Genomic DNA, 23,233 nt, shown 5'->3' with positions numbered 1-23,233 from the left:
GTTGTGACAACTTTTTTACGCGTTTGATGCCCTGCAAATGGCCTATCCCGCCGCGTGTGTGCTGCGTGCTGGAGCTATTTGGAGAGCAGGCGCATGGCCTCTTCGAGGCCCTTGAGAGTAAGCGGATACATGCGATGCGACACGAGTTGTTGCATCACGGCGATACTTTGCCGGTACTGCCACACGCCCTGGGGCTCCGGGTTGATCCATGCGAACTTCGGGAAAGCATGGGTCAGGCGCTGAATCCATTCGGCGCCGGCTTCCTCGTTGTTGTATTCGACGCTGCCGCCCGGCTGCAGGATCTCGTAGGGGCTCATGGTCGCGTCGCCGACGAACACCAGCTTGTAGTCCTTGTTGTACTTGCGAATGATGTCCCAGGTCGCGAACTTCTCGGAGAAGCGGCGCCGGTTGTTCTTCCACATGAAGTCGTAGACGCAGTTGTGGAAGTAATAGAACTCGAGGTGCTTGAACTCGGTCTTGACCGCCGAGAACAGCTCTTCGACGCGCTGGATGTGCTCGTCCATCGTGCCGCCCACGTCCATCAGCAGCAGCACCTTGACGTTGTTGTGGCGCTCGGGCCGCATCTTGATGTCGAGGTAGCCGGCATTGGCCGCGGTCGAGCGGATCGTGTCGTCGAGATCCAGCTCGTCCTCGTGGCCCTCGCGCGCGAACTTGCGCAGCCGCCTGAGCGCGATCTTGATGTTGCGCGTGCCGAGCTCCTGGCTGTCGTCGTAGTCCTTGTAGGCGCGCTGGTCCCACACCTTGACTGCGCTCTTGTTCTTGCCCGCGCCGCCGATGCGGATGCCTTGCGGGTTGTAGCCGCCGTGACCGAAGGGCGAGGTGCCGCCCGTGCCGATCCACTTGCTGCCGCCTTCGTGGCGCTCCTTCTGCTCCTCGAAGCGCTTCTTGAGCGTTTCCATGAGCTCGTCCCAGCCCATCTTCTCGATCTTGGCTTTCTCCTCCGCCGTGAACTCGCGCTCCAGCGTCTTGCGCAGCCAGTCGAGCGGCACTTCCTTGGTGAAGTCGGTCACCAGGTCGACGCCCTTGAAGTAGGCGGCGAAGGCGCGGTCGAACTTGTCGTAGTGCTTCTCGTCCTTCACCAGCGCGGTGCGCGAGAGGTAATAGAAGTCGTCGAGGCCGAAGGCATCGTCGGAGTTCGGGCCGACCACGTCGGCCTGCAGCGCTTCGAGCAGCGTCAGGTACTCCTTGACCGATACCGGCAGCTTGGCCGAGCGCAGGGTGTAGAAGAAGTCGATCAGCATGGCGCATCACTCCTTGGGTTCGGGACGCGGCTTGTCCAGCAGATAAAGCAGCTGCGCCCGCACTTCGGGCCACTCGCCCGATCGCAGGCTGTACATCACCGTATCGCGGATCGTGCCGTCGCGGCGTAGGGCATGGCCGCGGATCACGCCGTCCTTCCTGGCGCCGAGGCGTTCGATGGCGCGCTGCGACGCGTGATTGAAATTGTCAGTGCGCCAGCCGACCACGTGGCAGCCGAGGGCTTCGAAGGCGTGCGTCATCATCAGCAGCTTGCAGGTGGTGTTGACGTGCGTGCGCTGGCAGCGCGCGGCGTACCAGGTGTAGCCGATCTCGACGCGCTTCACCGCGGGCAGGATGTCGTGAAAGCTGGTGGAGCCGAGCACGGTGCCGCTGGATTCGTCGGTCACCGCGAAGGCGAAGCGATTGCCGGCCTCCCGCATCTGCAGCGCGGCCTCGATGTAGCTGCGCGTGTCCTGCGGCTCGGGGACCGAGGTCACGCGGATCTTCCACAGCTCGCCATCGGCCGCGGCTGCACGCAGGCCTTCTTCGTGGTCCAGCGCGAGCGGCACCAGCGCGATGCCGCGCGAGCGGAGCGTGACGGGCTCTACAAAAGCCATGGTCAGTGCCTCGTGGGGCCGTACTTGCGGGTGTACCAGGCGCGCGCGAGCTGAACGCCGCCACCGCCGCCGAGGCCGATCAGGAGGATGCCGAAGATCACGCTGTTGCTGTAGCCGCCGGCACCGAAGGCGTCGAAGCCCAGCAGGAGGCCGAGCCAGCGGCCCAGGAGCGCGCCCACCACGAACAGCACTGCCTGTGCCAGGCCAAGCAGGAGCAACTGGCGAGTGGGATGCCGGCCGCCTTCGCTCATCGGTTGTGGCGCTGCATGAAGACGAGCTTCTCGAACAGCGTCACGTCCTGTTCGTTCTTGAGCAGCGCGCCGACCAGCGGCGGCACCGCGACCTTGTCGTCCTTGCTCTGCAGCGCCTCGAGCGGAATGTCCTCGGCCACCAGCAGCTTGAGCCAGTCGAGCAGTTCGGAGGTCGAAGGCTTCTTCTTCAGGCCCGGCAGGTTGCGCACGTCGTAGAAGGTCTTCATGGCCGAGGCCAGCAGTTGCTGCTTGAGATCGGGGAAGTGCACTGCGACGATGCTCTTCATCGTGTCCGCATCGGGGAACTTGATGTAGTGGAAGAAGCAGCGGCGCAGGAACGCGTCGGGCAGCTCCTTCTCGTTGTTGGATGTGATGAAGACCACCGGCCGGTGCTTGGCGCGGATCAGCTCGCGCGTCTCGTAGCAGTAGAACTCCATGCGGTCGATCTCGCGCAGCAGGTCGTTCGGGAATTCGATGTCGGCCTTGTCGATCTCGTCGATCAGCAGCGCCACCGGCTCGTCGGCGGTGAAGGCCTGCCACAGCACGCCCTTGACGATGTAGTTGTGGATGTCCTTCACGCGTTCGTCGCCCAGCTGCGAATCGCGCAGCCGGCTCACCGCGTCGTATTCGTAAAGGCCCTGCTGGGCCTTGGTGGTCGACTTGATGTGCCACTGGAGCAGCGGCAGGTCGAGCGCCTGCGCCACTTCTTCCGCGAGCATCGTCTTGCCGGTGCCGGGTTCGCCCTTGACGAGCAGCGGGCGCTTGAGCGTGATGGCGGCGTTGACCGCGAGCATCAGATCCTGTGTGGCGACGTAGTTGTCGGAACCCTTGAATTTCATGAGTGGCGTGGAGCAGGGTGGATGAAAGGACACATCATTCATCTGCGTTGCGCAGCGCCCGAGGCTTCACGCTCAGGGCTGTGAAGGCCCCCGCATATAATCAAAAGTTGATCTGAAATCTGTATCTCCACGAGATTGTGCGCGCAAAATGAACAAGTTGTTGACCACGATGTTTGCCCTTGCTGTCGCTTGCGTGACGGTCTCGGCCCAGGCCCAGAAGATCACCGGCAATGCCGAAAACGGCTCGAAGAAGGTCGCGATGTGCGTGGGCTGCCACGGCATCATCGGCTACCAGGCCAGCTTCCCTGAAATCCACAAGGTCCCGATGATCGCGGGCCAGAGCGCCACCTACATCGCCTCGGCGCTCACCGCGTACAAGGGCGGCGACCGCAAACACCCGACCATGCGCGCCATCGCCGACACGCTGAGCGAGCAGGACATTGCCGACCTCTCCGCCTACTACAGCCAACTCGGCGTGCAGGAAGGCGACGCTCCCCCGGCCACCGCCGCCAAGCAGCCGAGCGAGCGCGTGCAGGCCCTGATCTCGCGCGACAAGGACAACGCCTGCACCAAGTGCCACGGCGTTAACTTCAACACGCCGAACGACGGTACGGTCGCCAAGCTCGCGGGCCAGCATGCCGACTACCTCTACGTGGCGCTCAAGTCGTACAAGACCGACAAGAACCAGCAGATCGGCCGCTCCAACGGCGTGATGAGCGGCCAGGCCAAGAAGTTCAGCAATGCCGAGCTCAAGGAACTGGCCAGCTACATCAGTTCGCTGCCCGGCGAATTGAAGACGGTGCCGGAGTCGCGCATCCACCGCGCCAAATAACCGGCGAAAGGCGAAGCCTCACAGGTACAAAGCCCGCTTTCAGCGGGCTTTGTTTTGTCCTTTCAAATATCGAAGAAGACGGTCTCTTGCGGGCCCTGCATGTGGATGTCGAAGCGATAGGTCACGGCCCCGCCCGTCTCGCTGCGCTCGGCGACGAGCGTCTTCCTGCGCTCTACCGGCACGCTCGCAAGCACCTTGTCCCCGGCATTGGCCTTGGCTTCATCGCTGAAGTAGATGCGCGTGAACGCATGCAGCAGCATGCCGCGCATCAGCACGATCACATTGATGTGCGGCGCTTCGCCCGCCGTCTCAGCGCCGGGCTTGACGGTGTGGAAGACGAAGCGGTTCTGCGCATCGGTGCCGGTGCCCGCGCGCCCGAAGGCACGGAAGCCGATGGCCTGCGCGTCCTCCACCGACTGGGGATAGGCACCGTTGCCGTCGACCTGGCTGATCTCGACCAGCGCGTCGTTGATCGGCTTGCCGTCGCCGTCGATCACGCGGCCCTCGATCCGGATGCGCTCGCCGCGCGCGCCGTCGAGCGCGAGCACTGCGTCGAAGGGCTGATCGAAGTCGTAGCCGTACTGGGTGGCCGTGAGGCCGTAGGCGAAGTAGGGGCCGACCGTCTGCGAAGGGGTCTGGCCGAAATTGGTTTCGAGTGCGCTCATCATGCGGGTGGCTCCTGGCTCAGCGATGTTCAAAGGGCGTTTCGTCGGCGCCGCGCAGCACGATGTCGAACACGTAGCCGAGCGCGTAGCCTTCTTCCGTGACGTCGAGGCTGAAGTCCGAGACCAGCCGGTTGCGCACCTTCTCCGGCGTGCCGGTGATCATCGGGTCGTACTGCATCAGCGGATCGCCGGGGAAGTACATCTGCGTCACCAGGCGGCTCGCGAAGTGCTCGCCGAACAGCGACAGGTGGATGTGCTGCGGCCGCCATGCATTGGGATGGTTGCCCCACGGATAGGCGCCCGGCTTGATGGTGAGGAAGCGGTAGCGGCCCTCGCTGTCGGTCAGGCAGCGGCCGGCGCCGAGAAAGTTCGGGTCCAGCGGCGCGTCGTGCTGGTCGACCTTGTGCACGTAGCGGCCGGCCGCGTTGGCCTGCCACAGCTCGACCAGTGTGTTGCGTACCGGTCGCCGGCGCTCGTCGAGCACCTGGCCGGTGAGGATCATGCGTTCGCCCAGCGGCTCGCCGTTCCTGCGTGCGTTGCGCGTGAGGTCGTGGTCGAGCTCGCCGATGCTGCTGTGGCCGTACACCGGCTGCCGCAGTTCGCCGAGCGAGGCTTTCAGCGGAATCAGCGGCTGCAGCGGCCCGCGCTTGGCTGTCGACTTGTAGCCGGAATAAACGTAGGAGGGATGGCTGGGCCAGTCGCGCGGCGTGAGTGTGGTCATGGGCTTATCTCCGGGATCGAGGGGATGAATGAACTCTATTCATGCGCATTGCTGATGTAAATTGACGTCTCGGCGATTTTTCATAACCAACAGTAATTCAATGGCGGCCAGCTCCGAAGCTTTCGTCCGCGGCGTCCAGCTGCGGCACCTGCGCTGCCTGGTGGCGGTGGCGCAGGAGCGCCACTTGGCGCGGGCGGCCGAGCGCCTGGCCTTGAGCCAACCGGCGGTTTCGAAGACCCTGGCCGAGCTCGAAACCCTGGCCGGCGCCCGGCTGGTCGAGCGCGGCAGCGCCGGCCGGCGCGGCATCCAGGGCTTCACCGTGGCCGGGGAGCAATTGCTGGCGCATGCGCTGCGCGTGCTGGAAGCGCTCGATGCCAGCGCCGAAGCGGTGATGCCGGCCTCGGGCACGCGCCCGCAGCGCCTGCGCATCGGCGCGCTGCCGAGCGTCGCGCCGTCCTTGCTGCCCGCGGCGCTGGCGGCGCTGCGCGAGCGGCTGCCCACGCTGCTGGTGCAGGTGCAGACCGGCGCCAACGGCCCGCTGCTCGATGCCCTGCGCGCCGGAGACCTCGACCTGGTGGCCGGCCGCATGAGCGACCCGCAGCTGATGGCCGGGCTCACCTTCGAGCTGCTCTACACCGAGCCGCTGGCGCTGGTGGCACGGCCCGGCCATCCGCTGGCAAGCGGCGCGCCCTCGGTGCAGGAGGTGCTGCGCCATCCGCTCGTGGTCTACGGCGAAGGCACCATCCCGCGCCACCACACCGAGAGCTTTCTCTCCGGCCTGGGCCTGCGCCTGCCCGCGCATGTGACGCAGACGCTGGATCTCTCGGTGGCGCGCGCGCTGCTGATCCGTTCCGACGCCGTCTGGTTCACGCCCATCGGCGCCGCGCGTGACGATCTGGCAAGCGGGCAGCTCGTGCAGTTGCCGATCGATACCGCCGGCACCGACGAGCCCGTGGGTCTGCTGCTGCGCAGCGACGCCGAGCCTTCGGCCGCGCGGCAACTGCTGGTCGCGCTGCTGCGCGAGAGCGGCAAGACGCAGCCGACTCAGTCGCGCGTGGCGCGCCGCTGAACGCAGGCCACGTAGGCCTCGCCGTCGGGCGGCCGGCCGGCGCGCTGGCTCTCCCACATCATCCGGCCCAGACATTCCATCGCCTCGTGGTGCGCATCGAGCAGCGAGTCGCGGCGCGCGGCCAGCAGCTCGACCGCCTGGCGGATGCCGCGCGGCTGGTCGATCGAGCACTGCTCGCTGATCGACAGATGCATCGAGAGATGGAGAAAAGGGTTCTCGCGCCCGTCCTTGCCGTCGTAGACCCGTGCCACCGCGGCATCGGCATCGGCCAGGTCGGCGTGGTACTCGGGGTGTTCGTCGATCCAGCGGCTGGCGATGATCTCCAGCGCTTCCATCGGCAGGCCTTGGCGGCTCTTGGCGAAGACGTCGCAGAAGAAACGACGCACTTCCTCTGGAGAGGGATTGAACATGCGTCGAGGTTAGCAGCAAGAGGACTTGCCAGTGGCGCAAGGGCCCGAAGTGGCGCAGCATCGGGCTCCGATGGACACGACTTGTCTTTGCCCGGCGTGCGGTTGCGTCAGCGACTCGGATTTCGCCTTCTGTCCGCGCTGCGGCGCGGCGCGCCGTCCGGCGCCGAACAACTCTGACCAAGAGGGCGACAGGCGCCAGGTCACCGTGCTGTTCGCCGATCTGACGGGCTTCACCTCGCTGGCCGAAGGGCTCGATCCCGAAACGCTGCGCAGCTTCCAGAACGCGCTGTTCGCGACCATGGCGCAGGCCATCGCGCACTACGACGGCTTCGTCGAGAAGTTCGTCGGCGATGCCGTGATGGCCGTGTTCGGCGCGCCGCGTGCGCACGAGGACGACCCGTTGCGCGCCGTCGAGGCCGCGCAGGAAATGATGCAGCGCGTGGACCGCCTGAGCCGGCAGTGGGCGGCGCGCCTCGGGCGGCCGGTGACGCTGCACATCGGTGTCCACACCGGCGCGGTGGTGGCCGGCAGCCTGGGGCACGGCGCCGGCAGCGCCTACGCGGTCACCGGCGATACGGTGAACACCGCCTCGCGGCTGCTCGCGGCCGCCGAGCCGGGCACGGTGCTGGTGTCGGAGGCGACGCATGCCATGGTGCGGCACCGCTTCGCCTTCGAGCCCGCCGTCGAGCTGGCGCTGCGCGGCAAGGCGCAGCCGATGCGGGTTCATCGCCTGGCCGGCGTGCGCACCGACATCGCCTCCGCGCGCGGCCTCGCTGAACTCGGGCTGGCCGCGCCGCTGGTCGGGCGCGACGCGGCGATCGAGTCCCTGCTGGCCGCGTTCGACCGCATGCAGCGAGGCCAGGCCCAGCTCGTCAGCGTGATCGGGGAGGCCGGCGCGGGCAAGTCGCGTCTTCTCGCCGAGTTGTTCGCTCGGCTCGAAAGCGACGGCCGGTTCGCTGCGACGGTCGTGCGCAGCACGACCTGCTCTTCGCTCGGCGAGCCGACCTACGGCACCTTCGGCGCGCTGTTCCGCGAGGCCTACCGCGTCGAGGAGGCCGACACGCTGGAGGCGGCCCGGCGCAAGCTGCAGCAGGGCCTGCAGGCCCTGGGCGCCGATGCGGACGAGGCCGATGCCGTGGCGCAGGTGCTGAACTACCTGCTCGGGATCGAGGAGGCCCGGCCCCGCGACATCGAACCCGAGCAGCTGCAGCGCCAGATCACGCTGGCGGCGCGCGCGCTGCTCGAGCGGCGGCTGGCGCGGCAGCCGGTCATGGTCGTCATCGACGACCTGCAATGGGCCGATGCGGCCTCCGTCGACCTGCTGCGCGAGGTCGTCGACCAGCTGGCGGACCGGCCCCTGATGCTGCTGGTGTCGCAACGCCCCGACGCGCGCGAGCTGCACACCCTGTGCGCCGAGCACTCGATGATCGAGCTGGGTCCGCTCGGCGACGAGGACGCCCGCTCGCTGGTGAGCCACCTGCTGGGCGCTCCTGCGGCCGACGACGGTCTCGCCCCGATGCGCGATTTCGTCGCGGCCCGCGCCGGCGGCAACCCGCTGTTCGTCGAGGAGGTCGTGCGCAGCCTGGCCGGCCGCGGCCTGCTGGTACGCAAGCAAGGGCACTGGGTGTGCGCGGCGGATTGCGACGCGCCGAATGTTCCGCCCACGCTGTATGGCCTGCTGCTGTCGCGCATCGACCGGCTGGCCGCCGAGGACCGCAAGGCGCTGCAGGAAGCGGCGGTGCTGGGCGCCGAGTTCGACCGCGCGCTGCTGCAGCGCATCGCGAGCGAGCCGGGCTCGACCGAGGCGGCGCTCCGGCGGCTGGCCGGGGCCGACCTGATCCGCGCCGACGACGCTGGCGGACAACGCTGGCGCTTCATGCATGCATTGCTGCACGAGGTCGCCTATCAGAACCTGCTGCTGGCACGCCGCACCGAACTGCACCTGCGTGCGGGCCGCGCGCTGGAAGCGGAGCTCGGCGCGGATGCGCACGCCCCGGCCGATGGCGAAGGCCGCGGCCCGCGCCGCCTGGCCGAGCTGGAGGCGCTGGGCCATCACTGGAGCCTGTCGCCGGACAAGGCGCGGGGCGCGCACTACCTGCTGGCCGCCGGCGACTGGGCGCGCGCGGTCTACGCGAACGACGACGCGATCCGCCACTACGAGCGCGCGCTGCGCACTTTGGCCGAGGCATCGGTGGACGCGGCTGCCGCAGCAGCCGAGGTCGAGGCGGCGGAGCTCGACGCGCGCGAGCGGCTCGCTGACCTGTTCGGGTTGCAGGGCCGGCGCGCCGAGGCGCTGGCGCACTACGAGCTCGTGCAGCGGGCGGTCGAAGGGCAACGCGATCCGGTGCGGGCCGCGCGCCTGCTGCGCAAGATCGGCGGCCTGCACTGGGAGGCCGGCGAGCGCGAGCGCGCGGGCGCCTGCTTCAACGCCGGCCTGGCTCGCCTCGGCGAAGACGGCGATGCGATCGAACGCGCCCATCTGTTCCAGGAGATGGGCCGGCTCGCCTTCCGTGCCGGCGACAACACCACCGCCCTGGCGCTGGCGCAGCGCGCGCTGGCCGAGGTGCCCGCCGATGCCGCCGGGCGCACGCGCGAAGCCACCGTCGTGCGCGCCGAGGCCTTTAACACGCTCGGCATCGCGCTGGCGCGCCTGGGCCGGCCGTCCGAGGCGGTGGCGCAGATCGAAAGCAGCGTCGCCCAGGCCGAAGCCAGCAACCTGCTGCAGGCGGCCTGCCGCGGCTACACCAACCTGGGCGTGCTGTACGCGTCGCTCGATCCGCAGCGCAGCATCGAGACCTGCCTGCGTGGGCTCGAAACCGCCAAGAAGGTCGGCGACCTGGGCTTCCAGTCGCGGCTGTATGCCAACCTGGCGGTGGCGTACTGCGCGCTGACCAACCGGTGCGAGGCCGAGGGCATCGCCGCGGCGCACGCTGCAGCGAACCTGGACCGCCGGCTCGGCCTGCTCGATCACCTCGCGGTGCCGCTGATCGTGCTGGCCCAGATCCACCAATGCCATGGCGATCATGCGCGCGCCTTCGCGTGGTACCGGGAAGCGTTGCAATTGGCCGAGCAGGCCGACGAGCCTCAACTGCTCTTTCCCTGCTACGATGGTTTGGCAACGCTGTATCTCGACACCGGGCGCCCGGCTGAAGCCGAGACCTATCTCGCGAAGGCGCAGGCGATTTGTGAACGCGCCGGCCTCGAGCCCGACGCCCTGATGGTGCTTCCGTTCCTTTGTTGAACTTGCCGGAAGGAGCCTCGATATGACACTCGCGACGAGTCAACCTGTCATGCCGGGCGAACCCGCCCCCGATTTCGCGCTGCCGGCCGTGGCCGGGCCCGAAACCGTTTCGCTCGCCGACTACCGCGGGCGCAGCCCCTTGTTCCTCTCGCTGATGCTTGGCCTGTGGTGCCCCTTCTGCCGGCGAGCGCTGGTCCAGCTCGGCACCCTCGAGGGCAAGCTCAAGGCGCTGGGCGTCGAGAGCCTGGCCGTGGTGGCGACGGAGCCGGAGAACGCGCGGCTGTACTTCAAGTTCAGGCCGACGCGGCTGCGGATGGCGTCCGACCCCGAGCTGACGACGCACCGCGCGTTCAGGGTGCCGAAGCCCGAGCCGACGCCGGCGATGATGCAGGAGATGGAGACCACCCGGATCAACCCCACCGGCGAACTCCCGGAGCCGCTGCCGATCCCCGAGGCCGGCAAGGTGCTGCAGGAGATGGACGGCTACGTCTACACGCCGGCCGACCTGGCCGACATCGACCGGCAATGGCCGCAGCTGAAGGCGATGTTCATGATCGATCGCGACGGCATCGTGCGCTGGATGGACATCGAATGCGCCGCCGAGGGCATGGCCGGCATCGGCAAGCTTCCGTCCGAAGAGGTGATCCTCAACGCGGCGCGCGCCTGTGCGGCCTGAGGGCGCCCGGCTTACGCCGGTGATGCCTTGATGCCGCGAACGCTGAAGCACTCGACGGGGCGCTGGAATCCCTTGAGGCTGAGCGCCAGCGGCGGCTCCACGTCGAGCAAGGGTTCCAGCTGGGCGTAGACGCGCCGTGAGATGAGGATCTGATCGCCCGCGGCCTCGCCGCACAGCCGCGCCGCCAGGTTGGTCACGGTGCCGATCGCGCCATAGTCCCAGCGCCCTTCGAATCCGATGGCGCCGATGGTGGCGAAACCCTGCGCGATGCCGATGCCCAGGCCCAGCGAATAGCCGCGCCTGCGCCATGCATCGGCGATCGACCCGACACGTTCGCGGATCGCAATCGACATCCGCACGGCGCGCTCGGCGGCGTCGGCGACCGGCACCGGATCGTTGAAGAAGATCATCATGCCGTCGCCGGTGAAGTGCTCGAGGGTTCCCTCGTGCGCCAGGATCAGCTCGCCGGTGGCCGCGTGGTACTGGCGCAGCACGCCCATCACTTCCTCGGGCTCGGCAATCTCCGCGAAGGCGGTGAAGCCGCGCAGGTCGAGAAAGACCACGGTGATCTCGCGCCGATGGCTCTGCAGCGGGTCTTCGGCGCCGCCGCTGACGATCAGCTCCGCGAGCTGCGGCGAGAAGAAGCGCCGCAGCCGGCCGATGCGCTCGAGCTCGGCGACCTGGGTGGCGACGCGCTGCTCGAGCGACGCGTTCCACTCCTTCATCTGCGCTGCCAGCGCTTCCACCTGGTCATGCAGGCGCTTGATCCGCAGCATCGAGCGCACGCGCGCAGCGAGCGCGGCATGGTCCACGGGTTTGGTGAGGTACTCGTCGCCGCCCGCCTCGAGGCCGGCCACGACGTCCTTCAGGTCGGCCATCGCGGTCACCATGATGATGGGCGTGAAGGGGAAATCAGGGTCGGCCCGAAGGCGCCGGCAAACCTCGATGCCGCCGAGCTTGGGCATCATCAGGTCGAGCAAGATCAGGTCCGGCAGGAACTGCCGTGCAGCGGACAGACCTTCTTCGCCGTCGGCCGCAGAGACCACCTCGTAGCCCTCGCTGGCCAGCCGGACCTGCAGAATCTTGACGTTGGTCGCGTTGTCGTCGACGATGAGGATGCGCGGGGGGGTTCTCACCGTCAATTCTCCCGATCGAAAAACTGTACTGGCTTCGCAGCGGTTCTACAAGGCGGTGAGGTGCGTAAGGAGCGGTTCTTAAACGCTTCTTTTTGTACTGACGGAGCCCTGGCAAATCAAACTCGAGCGGCTTGTCACGCAGGTCTTGAATCGGTCACCCGTCGGCCGGCTGGTGCTGTGGGTGGCGCGCGTTCGCGCCTCGGTCCACACCAAGCTCCTGCTGGCCTTTCTGGTCATCACGCTGCTGTTCATCGCGATGGCAATCGCGAACCTGTTGATCCTCGTGAACACGACCGAGCAAAGTCGGATGCTCGATCAGGCGCACGAGCGGGTCGGCTGGTCGCAGCAGAGCCAGCACGCCCTAGCCAGGCAGATGCACTTCACGGCACTGGCGCTGCTTTCGAAGGACGAGGCTGCCATCAGACGGATTCTGCGCGAGAACAACCGCTTCAATGAGACGCTGGCCAAGCTGGACATCGCCGGCGCCGGCGGCGAGAAGGGCTTGATCGATCAGATCCGTTCCTTGCAGGACGAGGCCATGAGCGTGATCGCCGACATCGCCAATGCGATCCGCGATGGCAAGCTCGACGACATCACGGGCGAGCTGCTCCGGCGCGAGGAGCGCCTGGATGCCGAGATCGCCTCGCGCATGGGCCGGCTCGTGGATGCGGAGCAGAGCCGCATGGCCCAACTGCGCGACAACGTGGAGGCCGCCAACCGCCGATCGCTGATCCTGACCTCGGTCTTCGCCGTCAGCGCCGTGCTGCTCGCCTGGCTTTGCGGTTTCGTGATCTCATGGTCCTTCATCCTGCCGGTGCGCGAGGCGGAAACTTTCCTGGGCGATGTCGCGGCAGGAAACTTCGAGCGCAAAATCTCGGTGCCCAATCGTGACGAATTCGGTGCGCTCGCCGACCGGATGAACCACATGAGCCAGCAACTTCATCGTCTCGACGAATCACAGCGGCAGGCCGCCGCCGAGCTCGTGGACCTCAACGAGCAGCTGGCGCGCGCGAGCAAGGCCAAGTCCGAGTTCCTGGCCAACATGAGCCACGAGCTGCGCACGCCGATGAACGCGATTCTCGGATTCAGCGAGATGATGATCGACGGAATCTACGGCGACATACCCGCCGAGCTGAAGGAGCCGCTCGCGGACATCCAGGTGAACGGCCGTAACCTGCTTCGCCTGATCAACGATGTGCTCGATCTGTCCAAGATCGAGGCCGGGCGCATGGAGCTGGCGCTCGACGAGTATTCCGTCAGCGATGTCGTCAACACCGTGCGCACGTCCCTGCGTTCGATTGCTGCCGAGAAGGGCCTTGAATTCACCGCCCATGTTCCGCAGGATCTGCCGGTTGCCTATGGCGACAGTGGCCGGCTCGCCCAGTGCCTGACCAACCTGGCCGGCAATGCATTGAAATTCACGCGGCAGGGCCGGGTCGACATCGCGGTCGAGCTGGTGGACGGCGAGCTCATCTACCGCGTCTCCGACACCGGCATCGGCATCGCCCAGGAGGAACTCGATCACATCTTCACCGAGTTCCGCCAGATCGACACGACCATCACGCGCGAATTCGGCGGCACGGGCCTCGGCCTCAGCATCTCGAAGAAGTTCGTGGAACGGCTGGGCGGCCGCATCTGGGTCGAGAGCGAGCTGGGCAAGGGCTCCACGTTCATGTTCTCCGTGCCGTTGCGCGCGGGCGAAGGAAGCCGGGTTGTCCAATGAGCGATCGCACCATCCTGTATGTCGAGGACAACGAGTACAACCGCAAGATCGTGCGGCAGCTGCTCAAGCGTTCGTCCTGCCGCCTGATCGAAGCGGGGGATGGAGAGACCGGCGTCGCGCTCGCGCAGCAGGACTTGCCCGATCTCATCCTGATGGACGTGCAGCTGCCCAAGATGTCCGGGCTCGACGCCACGAAGCGATTGACGACCGACGCCCGCACGCGCCACATCCCGATCATCGTGATCACCTCGTATGCGCTGAGCGGCGACCGCGAGAAGGCGATGCAGGCCGGCGCGTCCAGCTATCTCGCCAAGCCCTACAGTCCGAGCGAGCTGCTTGCCATGGTCAAGCAGTTTCTTCCGGACCTCTGACTGCAAGCCGAAAAGGAGGTGCCATGCCGAAGACAGTTCGAAGCGCCGCGTGCGCGGCGATCGCAGGGCTGCTGACGATGAGCCTCGGCGCGCCCACCGCGCACGCCGAGGAGGATCAGGCTCAGCAGTTCACGCCGGAGTTCCGGCAGGTTCACAAGAGCATCGATCCGAAGCACACGCCAAAGATCACCGCACCGGACAGCGTACGCCGAGGGGCTTGGTTCAACGTGACGGTCAGCGTCGGAGCGGGATCGCTGCATCCCTCCCTCTCGGAGCACTTCGTACGCTACGTCGCGCTGTACAAGGACACGGTGGAAATCGCACGCGCCTACCTGCATCCGGTGTATTCGTCGCCGACGGTGACCTTCACGGTGGCGCTCGATGAAGGAGGTTCGCTCACGGCGATTGCCGAACCGACGCATTCCGCCGCCTGGGAGGCGTCGAAAAAGATCACCGTGACTCCTTGAGGCGGAGCGCCCCCGTTGCTGCCGTGCTGCTGCCTCAGCGTGCCTTCATCTCGACCGTGAGCTGCGCAGGCTGCTGCTCGCCGACAGTGACGCTCGCGGGCACCGTGCCCAGCCGTTCGTGCCAGATCTGGAGCTTGTATTCGCCCGGCGGCAGATTGTCGAAGGCAAAGCGCCCGTCGGCGCCGGTGACCGCGTAGAAGGCGTGTGCCGCAACCACCACCCATGCGGTCATCCACGAATGAAGGTCGCATTCGATGCGCACGATTTCCGGCTTGGCGAACGTGATCGGAATCGTCCGGCCCATCGGCTGCGTCCGATTGAAGGACACGTTGTGCTTCGGGGTCGCATGAATGTTGTGGAGCAGGCGATCGCTGTTCAGAAAATCCACCGTTCCGCCGGCAGGGATGACAACGACCCTCGGCACGAACGAGCATCCCTTCTGATCGAGTTCCACCTTCTCGGTTCGCGCCGGCACTGCTGCACCGGGCGGCGGATTCTCGATCCATACGACCGCATTGCGGATCTCGCGATTGGCAGACACCTGCAGGTCGTCAGCGAGCTTTTCGTTGCCGCAGAGATACTGGTCGATCGTGACCGGCACTGTTTGCCGCGCCGGAGGGGCATCGGCGAAGACGACTTTGCCCTTCACCTCGCCCGCGAGGCAGTGCGCAGTCAGTCCGCAAGACAGGAGCAGCAGCGCCAAGACCCTCGGGAACCGAGTTCCATGCAATGGAAAGTCTTTCATGTGTAGCCTGCCTTGGCGTTCCAGGCGATATATTGCACCCTTCGCGTGAAGCATGGAAGCCTGAGCATCTTCGCGAAGTCCAGAAGCCGATGCTCATATGGATGTCGCCCTGATCAGATGGACCGCCTGGAAAACATTGAGACATTCGTCCGCGTCGCGCAGACCCAGAGCTTCGCCGAGGCCGCCAGGCAGATGCGCGTCGCCAAGTCGGTGGTCACCAGCCGCGTGAAACAGCTCGAAGACCATGTCGGCGCGCCGCTCTTCCATCGCAGCACGCGGGTCGTGCGGCTCAGCGACGTCGGGCAGGCCTTCCTGCGCGACTGCACCGAGCTGGTCGGGCGGGCCAACGACATCATGGACCAGATGCGCGGCGCGCGGGCCGGGCCGACCGGCACGCTGCGCGTCCACGCGCTCACTGGCTTCGTGCTCGGCCACTTCGCATCGCTGCTGCGGGCCTTCCAGGTCAGCTATCCCGACATCCGTCTCGAACTGATCGTGAGCGACGCGGTGGTGGACCCGGTCAAGACCGGCGTCGATTGCGCGCTGCAGATCTTTCCGGCCGCCTCGACCGAGTTGGTCTCGCGCCCGCTCTTCCCGGTGCGCCGCGTGTTCTGCGCCACGCCCGAGTACCTCCGCACACACGGCGCGCCGCAGAGTCCGCGCGACCTGCACAAGCACACGCTCGGCCTCTACTCCGGCTACCCGACCCGCGACCGCTGGACCTTCCATCACGAAGGCGAGCAGGTGACGATCTACATGAGCGCCGCGCTCCTGACCAACAGCGTGCACCTGCTGCGCGAATACGCGCTCGAGCATGCGGGCATCGTCTGCCTGCCGACGCTGGTGGCGGGCGATGCGATCCTGCGCGGCGAGCTGCAGGTGGTGCTGCCCGACCACCAGCTGTCGTCGTTCTCGCTCAGCGCGGTCTATGCGGGCACCTCGCGCAATGCCTTCAAGCTGCGCCTCTTCATCGAGCACATCACCGCGGCCTTTTCGCGCGTGCCGCCGTGGGATGCGGCGATGATCGAGCGCGGCTTGCTGCCGGCCGAGCTGATTGCCGACGCTTAGGAGTGAATCGCTTCGGGTGCGGAGGCGGGCGGTATGCCCTGTGCCGGCCGACGTCACCGGCCCTTCGGGCTTCCCTGCGCTGCTCGGCGGTGCCTCAACGGCCGCCCCAGGGCACACCGCCCGTCTCCGTGGGCACGCTGCTGTCTTGCTCCCTCTCCCTCCGGGAGAGGGCTGGGGTGAGGGCACCGGGCCTTCGCTGACCCCGGGGTTAACCCTGCGGATTGAGCGGATCTGCCGAACAATGCGGCCCGCATTTGGGCCCTACCCGAGGGGGCTTTCGTTTCCTAGAGTTCAGCCATCGCGGCGAGAGCGCTGCTTCGACGACCCAGGAGACAAAGCCCATGACCGCCACCGGTTACCAGACCCGCTTCGGGTCCCTCAAGCATTTCGACAAAGGCCATGTCGAGCCGATTGCCGACGACGTGCGCCACTACGCCTTCTCGAACTGTTTCGAAATCGCGAGCAAGAGCAGGCCCTACGAGAAGGTCGTGTTCGGCCAGAACCAGATCTACGTGCTCGAGACCCTGCGCGCCGAAGGCAGCTCGCCCTGGTACACCTGCGCGCACGATGAGTTCGCGCTGGTGATGGACGGCGAGCTCGAGGTTCACCTCGTCAAGCTCGACGCTTCCCAGGCGGTCGCCGACGAAGAGAAGAACGGCGCGGTACTGGTGAAGGGCGAGCCCAAGGGTCAGAAGATGGGCTGGATGAAGCTCACGCGCGGACATCAGGGCCTGCTGCCGAAGAACACCGCCTACCAGTTCCGCGCGCCCGGCGAGCCCAGCGTGATCGTGCTGCAGACCTGCAAGGGCGAACTCTCGGTCGAGAAGTGGGCCGAGATCTGCCAGACGCACTGAACCCACGGAGGAATCACGCCATGAACGCACCCGCAGAACTCGCCAAGGTCATCGCCTCGCAGCCCGACGCCACGCTCGGCTATAAGGACTTCTCGCTCGGCAGCTTCGGCTTCCGGCGCGACGAGTACTTCGTCCACATCACCTGGAAGACCAAGGACAGCCGGCCCATGAGCCACACCATGGACGCCGGCAATTACCTGCGCGCGTTGATGCGCGACGTGGCCTGGGGCTTCTTCTACGGCTGGGTCAATTTCGACGACGTGGTCGGCACCGTCAACCACTACCAGTCGGTCGACCTCTACGCCGGCAGCTACAACGGCACGATGAAGGAAGCCGGCATCGACCTGCTCGAGAACTTCCCGACCGCGCAGATCCGCGCCACCTTCGAAGCCATGCTCGACGACTGGACCAACGAGAGCTTCGACCCCTTCAGTGCGCCGCAGGAAACCGGCTCGCCCTACGGCCGCAAGAAGGGCAACAACACCGCCAAGATCACCCGCGCGCGCGAGCTCGCCAAGCGCTGCGTCGGCCTGAAGGACGACCTGCGGCTGCGCAGCGACGACACCGGCGCGCCGGTCAACCGCGCATTCGCCGACGTGCCGCAGGGCCAGCCCGAACTGCACCCGGAGCCCGGCTTCGAGAACGAGGTGCATGCCTTCAACCTCTTCGGTTTTTTGAGCCGCTCGCAGGTGACGTGGAACCCGAGCTTCACCTCGGTGGTGAAGCACAGCTTCATGTGCCCGACCACCGAGGAGCACATCCTGCCGATCATCCACGGCAACGACCGCGTCGAGTGGTTCTTCCAGATGACCGACGAGATTCACTGGGACTGCGGCGACAAGAACACCGGCAAGCCGATGGCCCGCGTGATCATGAAGGCCGGCGACATGGCCGCCATGCCCGCCTACTGCCGCCACCAGGGCTACAGCCCCAAGCGCTCGATGCTGCTGGTGTGGGAGAACGGCTCGCCGAGCCTGGTCTACGAGATCCAGAAGGGCGAGAGTCCCGAGATCCCGGTTTCGTTCTAGGCGATAACGCGCCGCTTGCGCGGCGCGTACTTCTGTGTGTTTGAGGAGACAAAGATGGCAGACCGCATCCGGTCCGGTGCCGGCGCAGCGTCGCGTCGGCGATTCATCCGGCAGGCAGGCGCAGGATCGGCAGCCGTCGCGGCGGCGACGCTGGGCCTTTCGACGCAGGAAGCCGAAGCAGCTCAGGCCTTTGACGCGAGCTACGACGTCGTGGTCTGCGGCAGCGGCTGCGGCGGACTGGCCTCGGCGCTGTTCGCGCGCTGGCAGGGCAACAGCGCGGTGATCCTCGAGAAGGCCGGCAGCATCGGCGGCACCACCGCCAAGGCCGCCTTCTGGTACTGGGTGCCGAACAACGAAGCGATGAAGAAGGCCGGCATCGCCGACCCCAAGCCCGACTTCCTGAAGTACGTGGCACGCCTGTCGAGCCCGCAGACCTACGACCCGGCGCATCCCCGCCTGGGCCTCACGCCATGGGAGTACGACATGTGCTCCGCTTTCTACGACAGCGCCTCGCCGGCGGCCGAGCTGCTGGCGGCCAAGGGCGCGCTGCCGTACCGCCACGTGGCAGACGTGCCCGACTACTTCGCCGAGCTGCCGGAAGACAAGGCGCCCAAGGGCCGCGTGCTGGTGCCGAAGGACGCGATCCCGAGCATGTCCGACGGCGGTCTGGTGGCGGTGCGCACCCTGTCGACCAAGGCACGGCAGGAGGGCGTTCCGATCCGCACCGGCATGCGCGTGACCAAGGTGCTGCAGGACAGGTCGGGCCGCGTGATCGGCGTCGAAGCGAAGGACGAGCTCGATGCCACGGTGCGCCTGCGCGCGAGGAAGGCGGTGATCTTCGCCACCGGCGGCTTCACGCACAACGCCGAGCTGCGCAAGAACTTCTTGAACGGCCCGATCTACGGCGGCTGCGCGGCGCCCAGCAACGAGGGCGACTTCGTGCAGATCGCCGGCCCGCTCGGCGCCCAGCTGCGCAACATGAACTACGCCTGGACCTGCCCGATCCCGCTGGAGAAGGCGATCGCCAAGGATGGCTCGATCTCGGGCATGTTCTCGGTGGCCGGCGACTCGATGCTCTTCGTCAACAAGTACGGACAGCGCAACGTCAACGAGAAGCTGCAGTACAACGAGCTGGCCCAGACCTTCTTCGAGTGGGACGGCGCCAAGGCCGAGTACCCGAACCTGGTGCGCATTGCGGTCTGGGACCAGCGCTCGCAGCAGCATTCGGCCAGCGCCGAATACGGCCGGCTGATCGTGCCGCCCGGCACCGACGACCGCCACGTGATCAAGGGCGCGACGCTTACGGAGCTGGCGCGCGCCATCGACGAGCGCCTGGCCAAGTACGCCAGCGCCACCGGAGGTGCGAAGCTCGCGCCCGATTTCCTGCCCAACCTGCAGGCCGCCATCGCGCGCTTCAACCAGTTCGCAAAGACCGGCAAGGACCTCGATTTCCAGCGCGGCGATCGCATCGTCGAGCAGCTCTTCAACGGCGACGTGAAGACCGAGCCGGGCCGCACCAATCCGACGATGTGGCCGCTGGCCGATGCCGGGCCGTACTACGCGGCGCTGGTCGTCGCCGGCACCCTCGACACCAAGGGCGGGCCGAAGACCGACACCCATGGCCGTGTGCTCGACGGCGCCGATCGGCCGATCCCCGGCCTCTACGGCGTCGGCAACTGCGTCGCCTCGGCCTCCGGCCGCGCCTACTGGGCCGGCGGCGCGACGCTGGGGCCGATCATCGCCTTCGCCTACCGCGCCGCGAACGCCGCGCATGCCGAAGGCAGGAGCGCCGCATGAAGACCTGGCTTCTCATGTCGGGTCTGGCGCTCGCCGCGAACCTGGCCCACGCGCAATCGCCCGGCCAGCGCCTCGCGCAGACCGCGTGCACCCAGTGCCACAGCTTCGGCAAAGGCGAGCCGCACGGCGTCGGGCCCAACCTGTTCGGCCTGCTCGGAAAGCCGGCGGCATCCAACGCCGGTTTCACCTACTCGAAACAGTACCTCGACGCGATGAAAGGCAAGACCTGGGATCGCGCGCTGCTCGACAAGTGGCTCACCGACACGCAGGCCGTCGCACCCGGCAACACGATGGTCTATTTCCAGGACGACCCGAAGAAGCGCGCCGCGCTCATCGAGTACATGCAATCGCAGAAGTGAAAGAAGGAGACATACCATGGCTCTCACACGTCAAACCATGACCGACGAGCAACGCAAGTCGGTGGCACTCGAATATCTCAAGGCTTACGACAACGGCGGCGTCACTTCCACCGGCGGCTCGATCCTCGACCTGTTCGCGAGCGATGCGCAGGTCTACTTTCCGAAATGGGGCCTGGCCACCGGCAAGGACGAGATCGGCAAGCTCTTCGGCGAAGTCGGCAGCCGCGGCAAATCCATCCGCCACGACTACGCCGGCTTCAACTGGATCTTCACCGGCACCGACCTGTTCGCCTGCGAAGGCACGAGCTACGGCGAGCATGCCGACGGCCCCTGGCGCGCCGGCGTGCCCGAGTGGGGCGCGGGCCGCTGGTGCGACGTGTTCGAAGTGCGCGACTGGCTGATCCAGCGCTGCTTCATCTACCTCGATCCCGACTACGCGGGCAAGGACACCGCGCGCTATCCGTGGTTGGCCGGAAAGACGACCTGACATGAAACTCGAAGACATCCAGCAGGCCGCCGGCCTCAAGACGCCCATCCGTCACCAGCTCTTCATCGACGGCCGCTTCGTCGATGCCGAGTCGGGCGAGACGCTGGCCACGCTGAACCCGCACGACAACTCGACCATCGCGGAAGTGGCGCTGGCCGGCCGGGCCGACGTCGACCGTGCCGTTGCCGCGGCGAAGCGCGCCTTCCCGGCCTGGAGCCGGATGGCGGCGGCCGACCGCGGGCGCGTCCTGCTCAGGCTCGCGGACCTGATCGAGGCCAATGCCGAAGAGCTCGCGCGCCTCGAATCGCTGGACACCGGCCATCCGGTGCGCGACTCGCGCAAGCTCGACGTGCCGCGAACGGCAGCCTGCTTCCGCTACTTCGGCGGCATGGCCGACAAGTTTCAGGGCGAGACCATTCCGGTGGAGCAGGGCTTCCTCAACTACACGCTGCGCGAGCCGGTCGGCATCGTGGGCCAGGTGGTGCCGTGGAACTTCCCGCTCATGTTCACCAGCTGGAAGATGGCGCCCGCGCTCGCGGCCGGCAACTGCATCGTGATGAAGCCGGCCGAGATCACGCCGCTCAGTTCGCTCAAGATCGTCGAGCTCATGGCCGAGGCCGGCATGCCCGATGGCGTGGTCAACATGCTGCCCGGCCTGGGCAGCGTCGCGGGCCAGTACATCGCCGAGCATCCCGAGATCGCGAAGATCGCCTTCACCGGCAGCACCGCCACCGGCCGGCGCATCGTGCAGGCCAGTGCCGGCAACCTCAAGAAGGTGCAGCTCGAGCTCGGCGGCAAGGGCCCCAACATCGTGTTCGAGGATGCCAACCTGCAAGCCGCGGTCAACGGCAGCGCCTGGGCCATCTTCCACAACCAGGGGCAGGCCTGCATCGCGGGCTCGCGCCTGATGCTGCACGAGAAGATCGCCGACGCCTTTCTCGACCAGTTCATCCCGCTCGCCAAGTCGATCCGGCTCGGCAACCCGCTCGACGATGCCACCGAGATGGGTCCGCTCACCAGTGCGCAGCACCGCGAGCGCGTGCTGAGCTATGTCGAGGTCGCGAAGGGCGAGGGCGGCGAAGTGCTGGCCGGCGGCAGCTCGCCCGGCGGCGAACTCGCGCGCGGCTGCTACGTGGAGCCGACGGTAGTGCGCGCGAAATCGTGGCGCGACCGCGTGGCGCAGGAGGAGGTCTTCGGCCCCTTCGTCACCGTGCTCACCTTCAAGGACGAGGCCGAGGCGATGCAGATCGCCAACGGCACCGATTACGGCCTCGGCAGCGGCCTGTGGACCAGCAATCTGCAGCGCGCCCACCGGGTCGCGCGCGACCTGCATGCGGGCATGGTCTGGATCAACAGCTACAAGCGCGTGAACCCGGGCTCGCCTTTCGGCGGCGTCGGCCAGAGCGGCTACGGCCGCGAGATGGGCTTCGACGCGATGCGCGAGTACACGCAGGTCAAGAGCATCTGGGTCAACGTCGACGCGCAGATTCCTCCCCACTTCGTGCGCTGAGCACGCCAACGAGAAAGCATCGAATGATCGTTCCCTTCGCCAAGGTCCTCGCCGCCTGCGCCGTCCTGCTCGGCGCCGCTGGGCCGCTGCATGCCCAGCCCGCCTGGCCGAGCAAGCCCGTGCGCGTGGTCGTCGCGTTCCCGCCCGGTGGCATCGTCGACACAGTGGCGCGCCAGCTGCAGCCACGGCTGCAGGCGGCGCTGGGGCAGCCGGTCCTCATCGACAACCGCGGCGGCGCCGGCGGCACCGTGGGCTCTGCCGAGGTGGCCCGGGCCGCGCCTGACGGCCACACGCTGCTGATGGTGTTCGACAGCTACGCGACCTATCCGCTGGTCTACCCCAAGCTCACGTTCGACATCGCGAAGGACTTGCAGCCGGTGACGCAGATCGCGAGCAACCCGCTGGTGCTGGTGGTGAACCCGAAGGTGCCGGCCGCCGACTTCAAGAGCTTCGTCGGCCTGCTCAAGTCGCAGCCGGGGCAGTACAACTACGCGAGCGTCGGGCCCGGTTCGAGCAACCACCTGACGGCCGAGCTCTTCAAGGCCCAGACCGGCACCTTCGTCACCCACATCCCCTATCGCGGCGGCGGCCCGGCCCAGCAGGACCTGCTGGGCGGCCAGGTCGAGATGATGTTCCTCTCGGCCGTGCTGGCGCAGCCGCACGTGAAGGCCGGCAAGCTGCGTGCGCTGGCGCAGACCGGCGCACGGCGCGTTCCCGCCTATGCAGAGACGCCGACCGTGGCCGAGGGGGGCTATCGCGGCTTCGAAGTCAACTCCTGGGTCGGCCTGCTGGCGCCGGCCGGCACGCCGCGCGCCGTGATCGACCGGCTGCAGTCCGAGGTGCGCAAGATCGTGACCGATCCCGCCTTCGACCAGCGGCTGCGCGAGCAGGGCCTGACCGGCATCGCGAGCACGCCCGAGCAGTTCGCTGCCGCGCTCAAGACCGAGCAGGACAGGTGGACGCGATTGGTGCGCGAGCGCAACCTGAGCCTCGAATAGGGCACATCGCCATGCGCGCCTTCGTCCACACGAGCCAGCCGCAGCGCGTGGTCTTCGGCGCCGGAACGCTTGCCCACCTGGCGCGCGAGATCGATGCGCTCGGCGCGCG

At 67.1% G+C, this 23,233-nt stretch carries 24 protein-coding genes; 15 read left to right on the top strand and 9 right to left on the bottom strand.

Annotation, left to right across the window (positions count from 1 at the left end; genetic code table 11):
• Positions 1–74 precede the first annotated feature (74 nt).
• Genes AC3A6B_RS20815 through AC3A6B_RS20800 form a run of 4 tightly spaced genes read right to left on the bottom strand, consistent with a single transcriptional unit; the run spans position 75 to position 2,967 of the window.
• Positions 75–1,262, bottom strand: a complete 1,188-nt coding sequence (locus AC3A6B_RS20815; protein WP_487838559.1) for a vWA domain-containing protein — start codon at positions 1,260–1,262, stop codon at positions 75–77.
• Between the two features lie 6 nt (positions 1,263–1,268).
• Positions 1,269–1,877, bottom strand: coding sequence for a GNAT family N-acetyltransferase (locus tag AC3A6B_RS20810; RefSeq protein ID WP_487838558.1), 609 nt, complete (start codon positions 1,875–1,877; stop codon positions 1,269–1,271).
• 2 nt (positions 1,878–1,879) lie between these two features.
• Positions 1,880–2,128 carry a hypothetical protein gene (locus AC3A6B_RS20805; RefSeq protein ID WP_487838557.1) on the bottom strand — a complete coding sequence of 83 codons (249 nt, stop codon included), beginning with the start codon at positions 2,126–2,128 and terminating at the stop codon, positions 1,880–1,882.
• Positions 2,125–2,967 (bottom strand): AAA family ATPase, encoded by an 843-nt coding sequence (locus AC3A6B_RS20800; RefSeq protein WP_487838556.1) that lies wholly within the window; start codon positions 2,965–2,967, stop codon positions 2,125–2,127. The genes AC3A6B_RS20805 and AC3A6B_RS20800 overlap by 4 nt, the downstream gene beginning before the upstream one ends.
• A 148-nt stretch (positions 2,968–3,115) precedes the next feature.
• On the opposite strand from AC3A6B_RS20800, the gene AC3A6B_RS20795 reads away from it, so the two are divergent.
• Positions 3,116–3,799 (top strand): c-type cytochrome, encoded by a 684-nt coding sequence (locus tag AC3A6B_RS20795; protein WP_487838555.1) that lies wholly within the window; start codon positions 3,116–3,118, stop codon positions 3,797–3,799.
• Positions 3,800–3,861: 62 nt separating this feature from the next.
• On the opposite strand, the gene pcaG is transcribed toward AC3A6B_RS20795, so the two are convergent.
• Together pcaG and pcaH are read right to left on the bottom strand one after the other, a co-directional pair.
• Positions 3,862–4,467 (bottom strand): protocatechuate 3,4-dioxygenase subunit alpha, encoded by a 606-nt coding sequence (gene pcaG / locus AC3A6B_RS20790; protein WP_487838554.1) that lies wholly within the window; start codon positions 4,465–4,467, stop codon positions 3,862–3,864.
• A gap of 16 nt (positions 4,468–4,483) precedes the next feature.
• A complete protein-coding gene (gene pcaH, locus AC3A6B_RS20785) occupies positions 4,484–5,185 on the bottom strand; it encodes a protocatechuate 3,4-dioxygenase subunit beta (protein WP_487838553.1) in 702 nt (233 codons plus the stop codon).
• 100 nt (positions 5,186–5,285) lie between these two features.
• Here pcaH and AC3A6B_RS20780 point away from each other — a divergent pair, with 100 nt between their 5' ends.
• Complete coding sequence (locus AC3A6B_RS20780; protein WP_487838552.1) at positions 5,286–6,254, top strand: LysR substrate-binding domain-containing protein; 969 nt, start codon at positions 5,286–5,288, stop codon at positions 6,252–6,254.
• Here the strand turns inward: AC3A6B_RS20780 and AC3A6B_RS20775 are convergent.
• Positions 6,230–6,664 (bottom strand): DUF1841 family protein, encoded by a 435-nt coding sequence (locus AC3A6B_RS20775; RefSeq protein ID WP_487838551.1) that lies wholly within the window; start codon positions 6,662–6,664, stop codon positions 6,230–6,232. The genes AC3A6B_RS20780 and AC3A6B_RS20775 overlap by 25 nt on opposite strands.
• A gap of 205 nt (positions 6,665–6,869) precedes the next feature.
• Here AC3A6B_RS20775 and AC3A6B_RS20770 point away from each other — a divergent pair, with 205 nt between their 5' ends.
• Together AC3A6B_RS20770 and AC3A6B_RS20765 are read left to right on the top strand one after the other, a co-directional pair.
• A complete protein-coding gene (locus tag AC3A6B_RS20770; RefSeq protein WP_487838550.1) occupies positions 6,870–9,905 on the top strand; it encodes an adenylate/guanylate cyclase domain-containing protein in 3,036 nt (1,011 codons plus the stop codon).
• A 22-nt stretch (positions 9,906–9,927) separates the two neighbouring features.
• Positions 9,928–10,581 (top strand): redoxin domain-containing protein, encoded by a 654-nt coding sequence (locus AC3A6B_RS20765; RefSeq protein WP_487838549.1) that lies wholly within the window; start codon positions 9,928–9,930, stop codon positions 10,579–10,581.
• A gap of 11 nt (positions 10,582–10,592) precedes the next feature.
• Here AC3A6B_RS20765 and AC3A6B_RS20760 read toward each other — a convergent pair whose 3' ends face one another.
• Positions 10,593–11,717, bottom strand: a complete 1,125-nt coding sequence (locus AC3A6B_RS20760) for an adenylate/guanylate cyclase domain-containing protein (RefSeq protein WP_487838548.1) — start codon at positions 11,715–11,717, stop codon at positions 10,593–10,595.
• Positions 11,718–11,862: 145 nt separating this feature from the next.
• On the opposite strand from AC3A6B_RS20760, the gene AC3A6B_RS20755 reads away from it, so the two are divergent.
• The 3 genes from AC3A6B_RS20755 to AC3A6B_RS20745 are packed head-to-tail and all read left to right on the top strand — an operon-like array spanning position 11,863 to position 14,278.
• A complete protein-coding gene (locus AC3A6B_RS20755; protein ID WP_487838547.1) occupies positions 11,863–13,440 on the top strand; it encodes a sensor histidine kinase in 1,578 nt (525 codons plus the stop codon).
• Positions 13,437–13,811 (top strand): response regulator, encoded by a 375-nt coding sequence (locus AC3A6B_RS20750; RefSeq protein ID WP_487838546.1) that lies wholly within the window; start codon positions 13,437–13,439, stop codon positions 13,809–13,811. Before AC3A6B_RS20755 ends, AC3A6B_RS20750 begins: the two co-directional genes overlap by 4 nt.
• A 23-nt stretch (positions 13,812–13,834) precedes the next feature.
• Positions 13,835–14,278, top strand: coding sequence for a desulfoferrodoxin family protein (locus AC3A6B_RS20745; protein ID WP_487838545.1), 444 nt, complete (start codon positions 13,835–13,837; stop codon positions 14,276–14,278).
• A gap of 34 nt (positions 14,279–14,312) precedes the next feature.
• Here AC3A6B_RS20745 and AC3A6B_RS20740 read toward each other — a convergent pair whose 3' ends face one another.
• Positions 14,313–14,981 carry a carboxypeptidase regulatory-like domain-containing protein gene (locus AC3A6B_RS20740; protein ID WP_487838544.1) on the bottom strand — a complete coding sequence of 223 codons (669 nt, stop codon included), beginning with the start codon at positions 14,979–14,981 and terminating at the stop codon, positions 14,313–14,315.
• Positions 14,982–15,140: 159 nt separating this feature from the next.
• On the opposite strand from AC3A6B_RS20740, the gene AC3A6B_RS20735 reads away from it, so the two are divergent.
• From AC3A6B_RS20735 to AC3A6B_RS20700, 8 genes are all read left to right on the top strand, one after another.
• Positions 15,141–16,091, top strand: coding sequence for a LysR family transcriptional regulator (locus tag AC3A6B_RS20735; RefSeq protein ID WP_487838543.1), 951 nt, complete (start codon positions 15,141–15,143; stop codon positions 16,089–16,091).
• 341 nt (positions 16,092–16,432) lie between these two features.
• Positions 16,433–16,945: a cupin domain-containing protein gene (locus AC3A6B_RS20730; protein WP_487838542.1), complete on the top strand. Its 513-nt coding sequence runs from the start codon at positions 16,433–16,435 to the stop codon at positions 16,943–16,945.
• A 20-nt stretch (positions 16,946–16,965) separates the two neighbouring features.
• Positions 16,966–17,973 (top strand): hydroxyquinol 1,2-dioxygenase, encoded by a 1,008-nt coding sequence (locus tag AC3A6B_RS20725; protein ID WP_487838541.1) that lies wholly within the window; start codon positions 16,966–16,968, stop codon positions 17,971–17,973.
• A gap of 54 nt (positions 17,974–18,027) precedes the next feature.
• A complete protein-coding gene (locus tag AC3A6B_RS20720; RefSeq protein ID WP_487838540.1) occupies positions 18,028–19,770 on the top strand; it encodes an FAD-dependent oxidoreductase in 1,743 nt (580 codons plus the stop codon).
• Positions 19,767–20,129 carry a c-type cytochrome gene (locus AC3A6B_RS20715; protein ID WP_487838539.1) on the top strand — a complete coding sequence of 121 codons (363 nt, stop codon included), beginning with the start codon at positions 19,767–19,769 and terminating at the stop codon, positions 20,127–20,129. The genes AC3A6B_RS20720 and AC3A6B_RS20715 overlap by 4 nt, the downstream gene beginning before the upstream one ends.
• A gap of 16 nt (positions 20,130–20,145) precedes the next feature.
• Entirely contained in the window at positions 20,146–20,616 is a 471-nt protein-coding gene (locus tag AC3A6B_RS20710) for a nuclear transport factor 2 family protein (RefSeq protein ID WP_487838538.1), read from the top strand.
• A 46-nt stretch (positions 20,617–20,662) separates the two neighbouring features.
• Entirely contained in the window at positions 20,663–22,126 is a 1,464-nt protein-coding gene (locus tag AC3A6B_RS20705; RefSeq protein ID WP_487838684.1) for an aldehyde dehydrogenase family protein, read from the top strand.
• Between the two features lie 23 nt (positions 22,127–22,149).
• Entirely contained in the window at positions 22,150–23,124 is a 975-nt protein-coding gene (locus tag AC3A6B_RS20700; protein WP_487838537.1) for a Bug family tripartite tricarboxylate transporter substrate binding protein, read from the top strand.
• Positions 23,125–23,233 lie beyond the last annotated feature (109 nt).

It is taken from the genome of Variovorax sp. Soil_C_33 (assembly GCF_057656935.1).
Note: the sequence above shows the minus strand (reverse complement) of the source record. Positions and strands in the feature narration are given on the sequence as shown.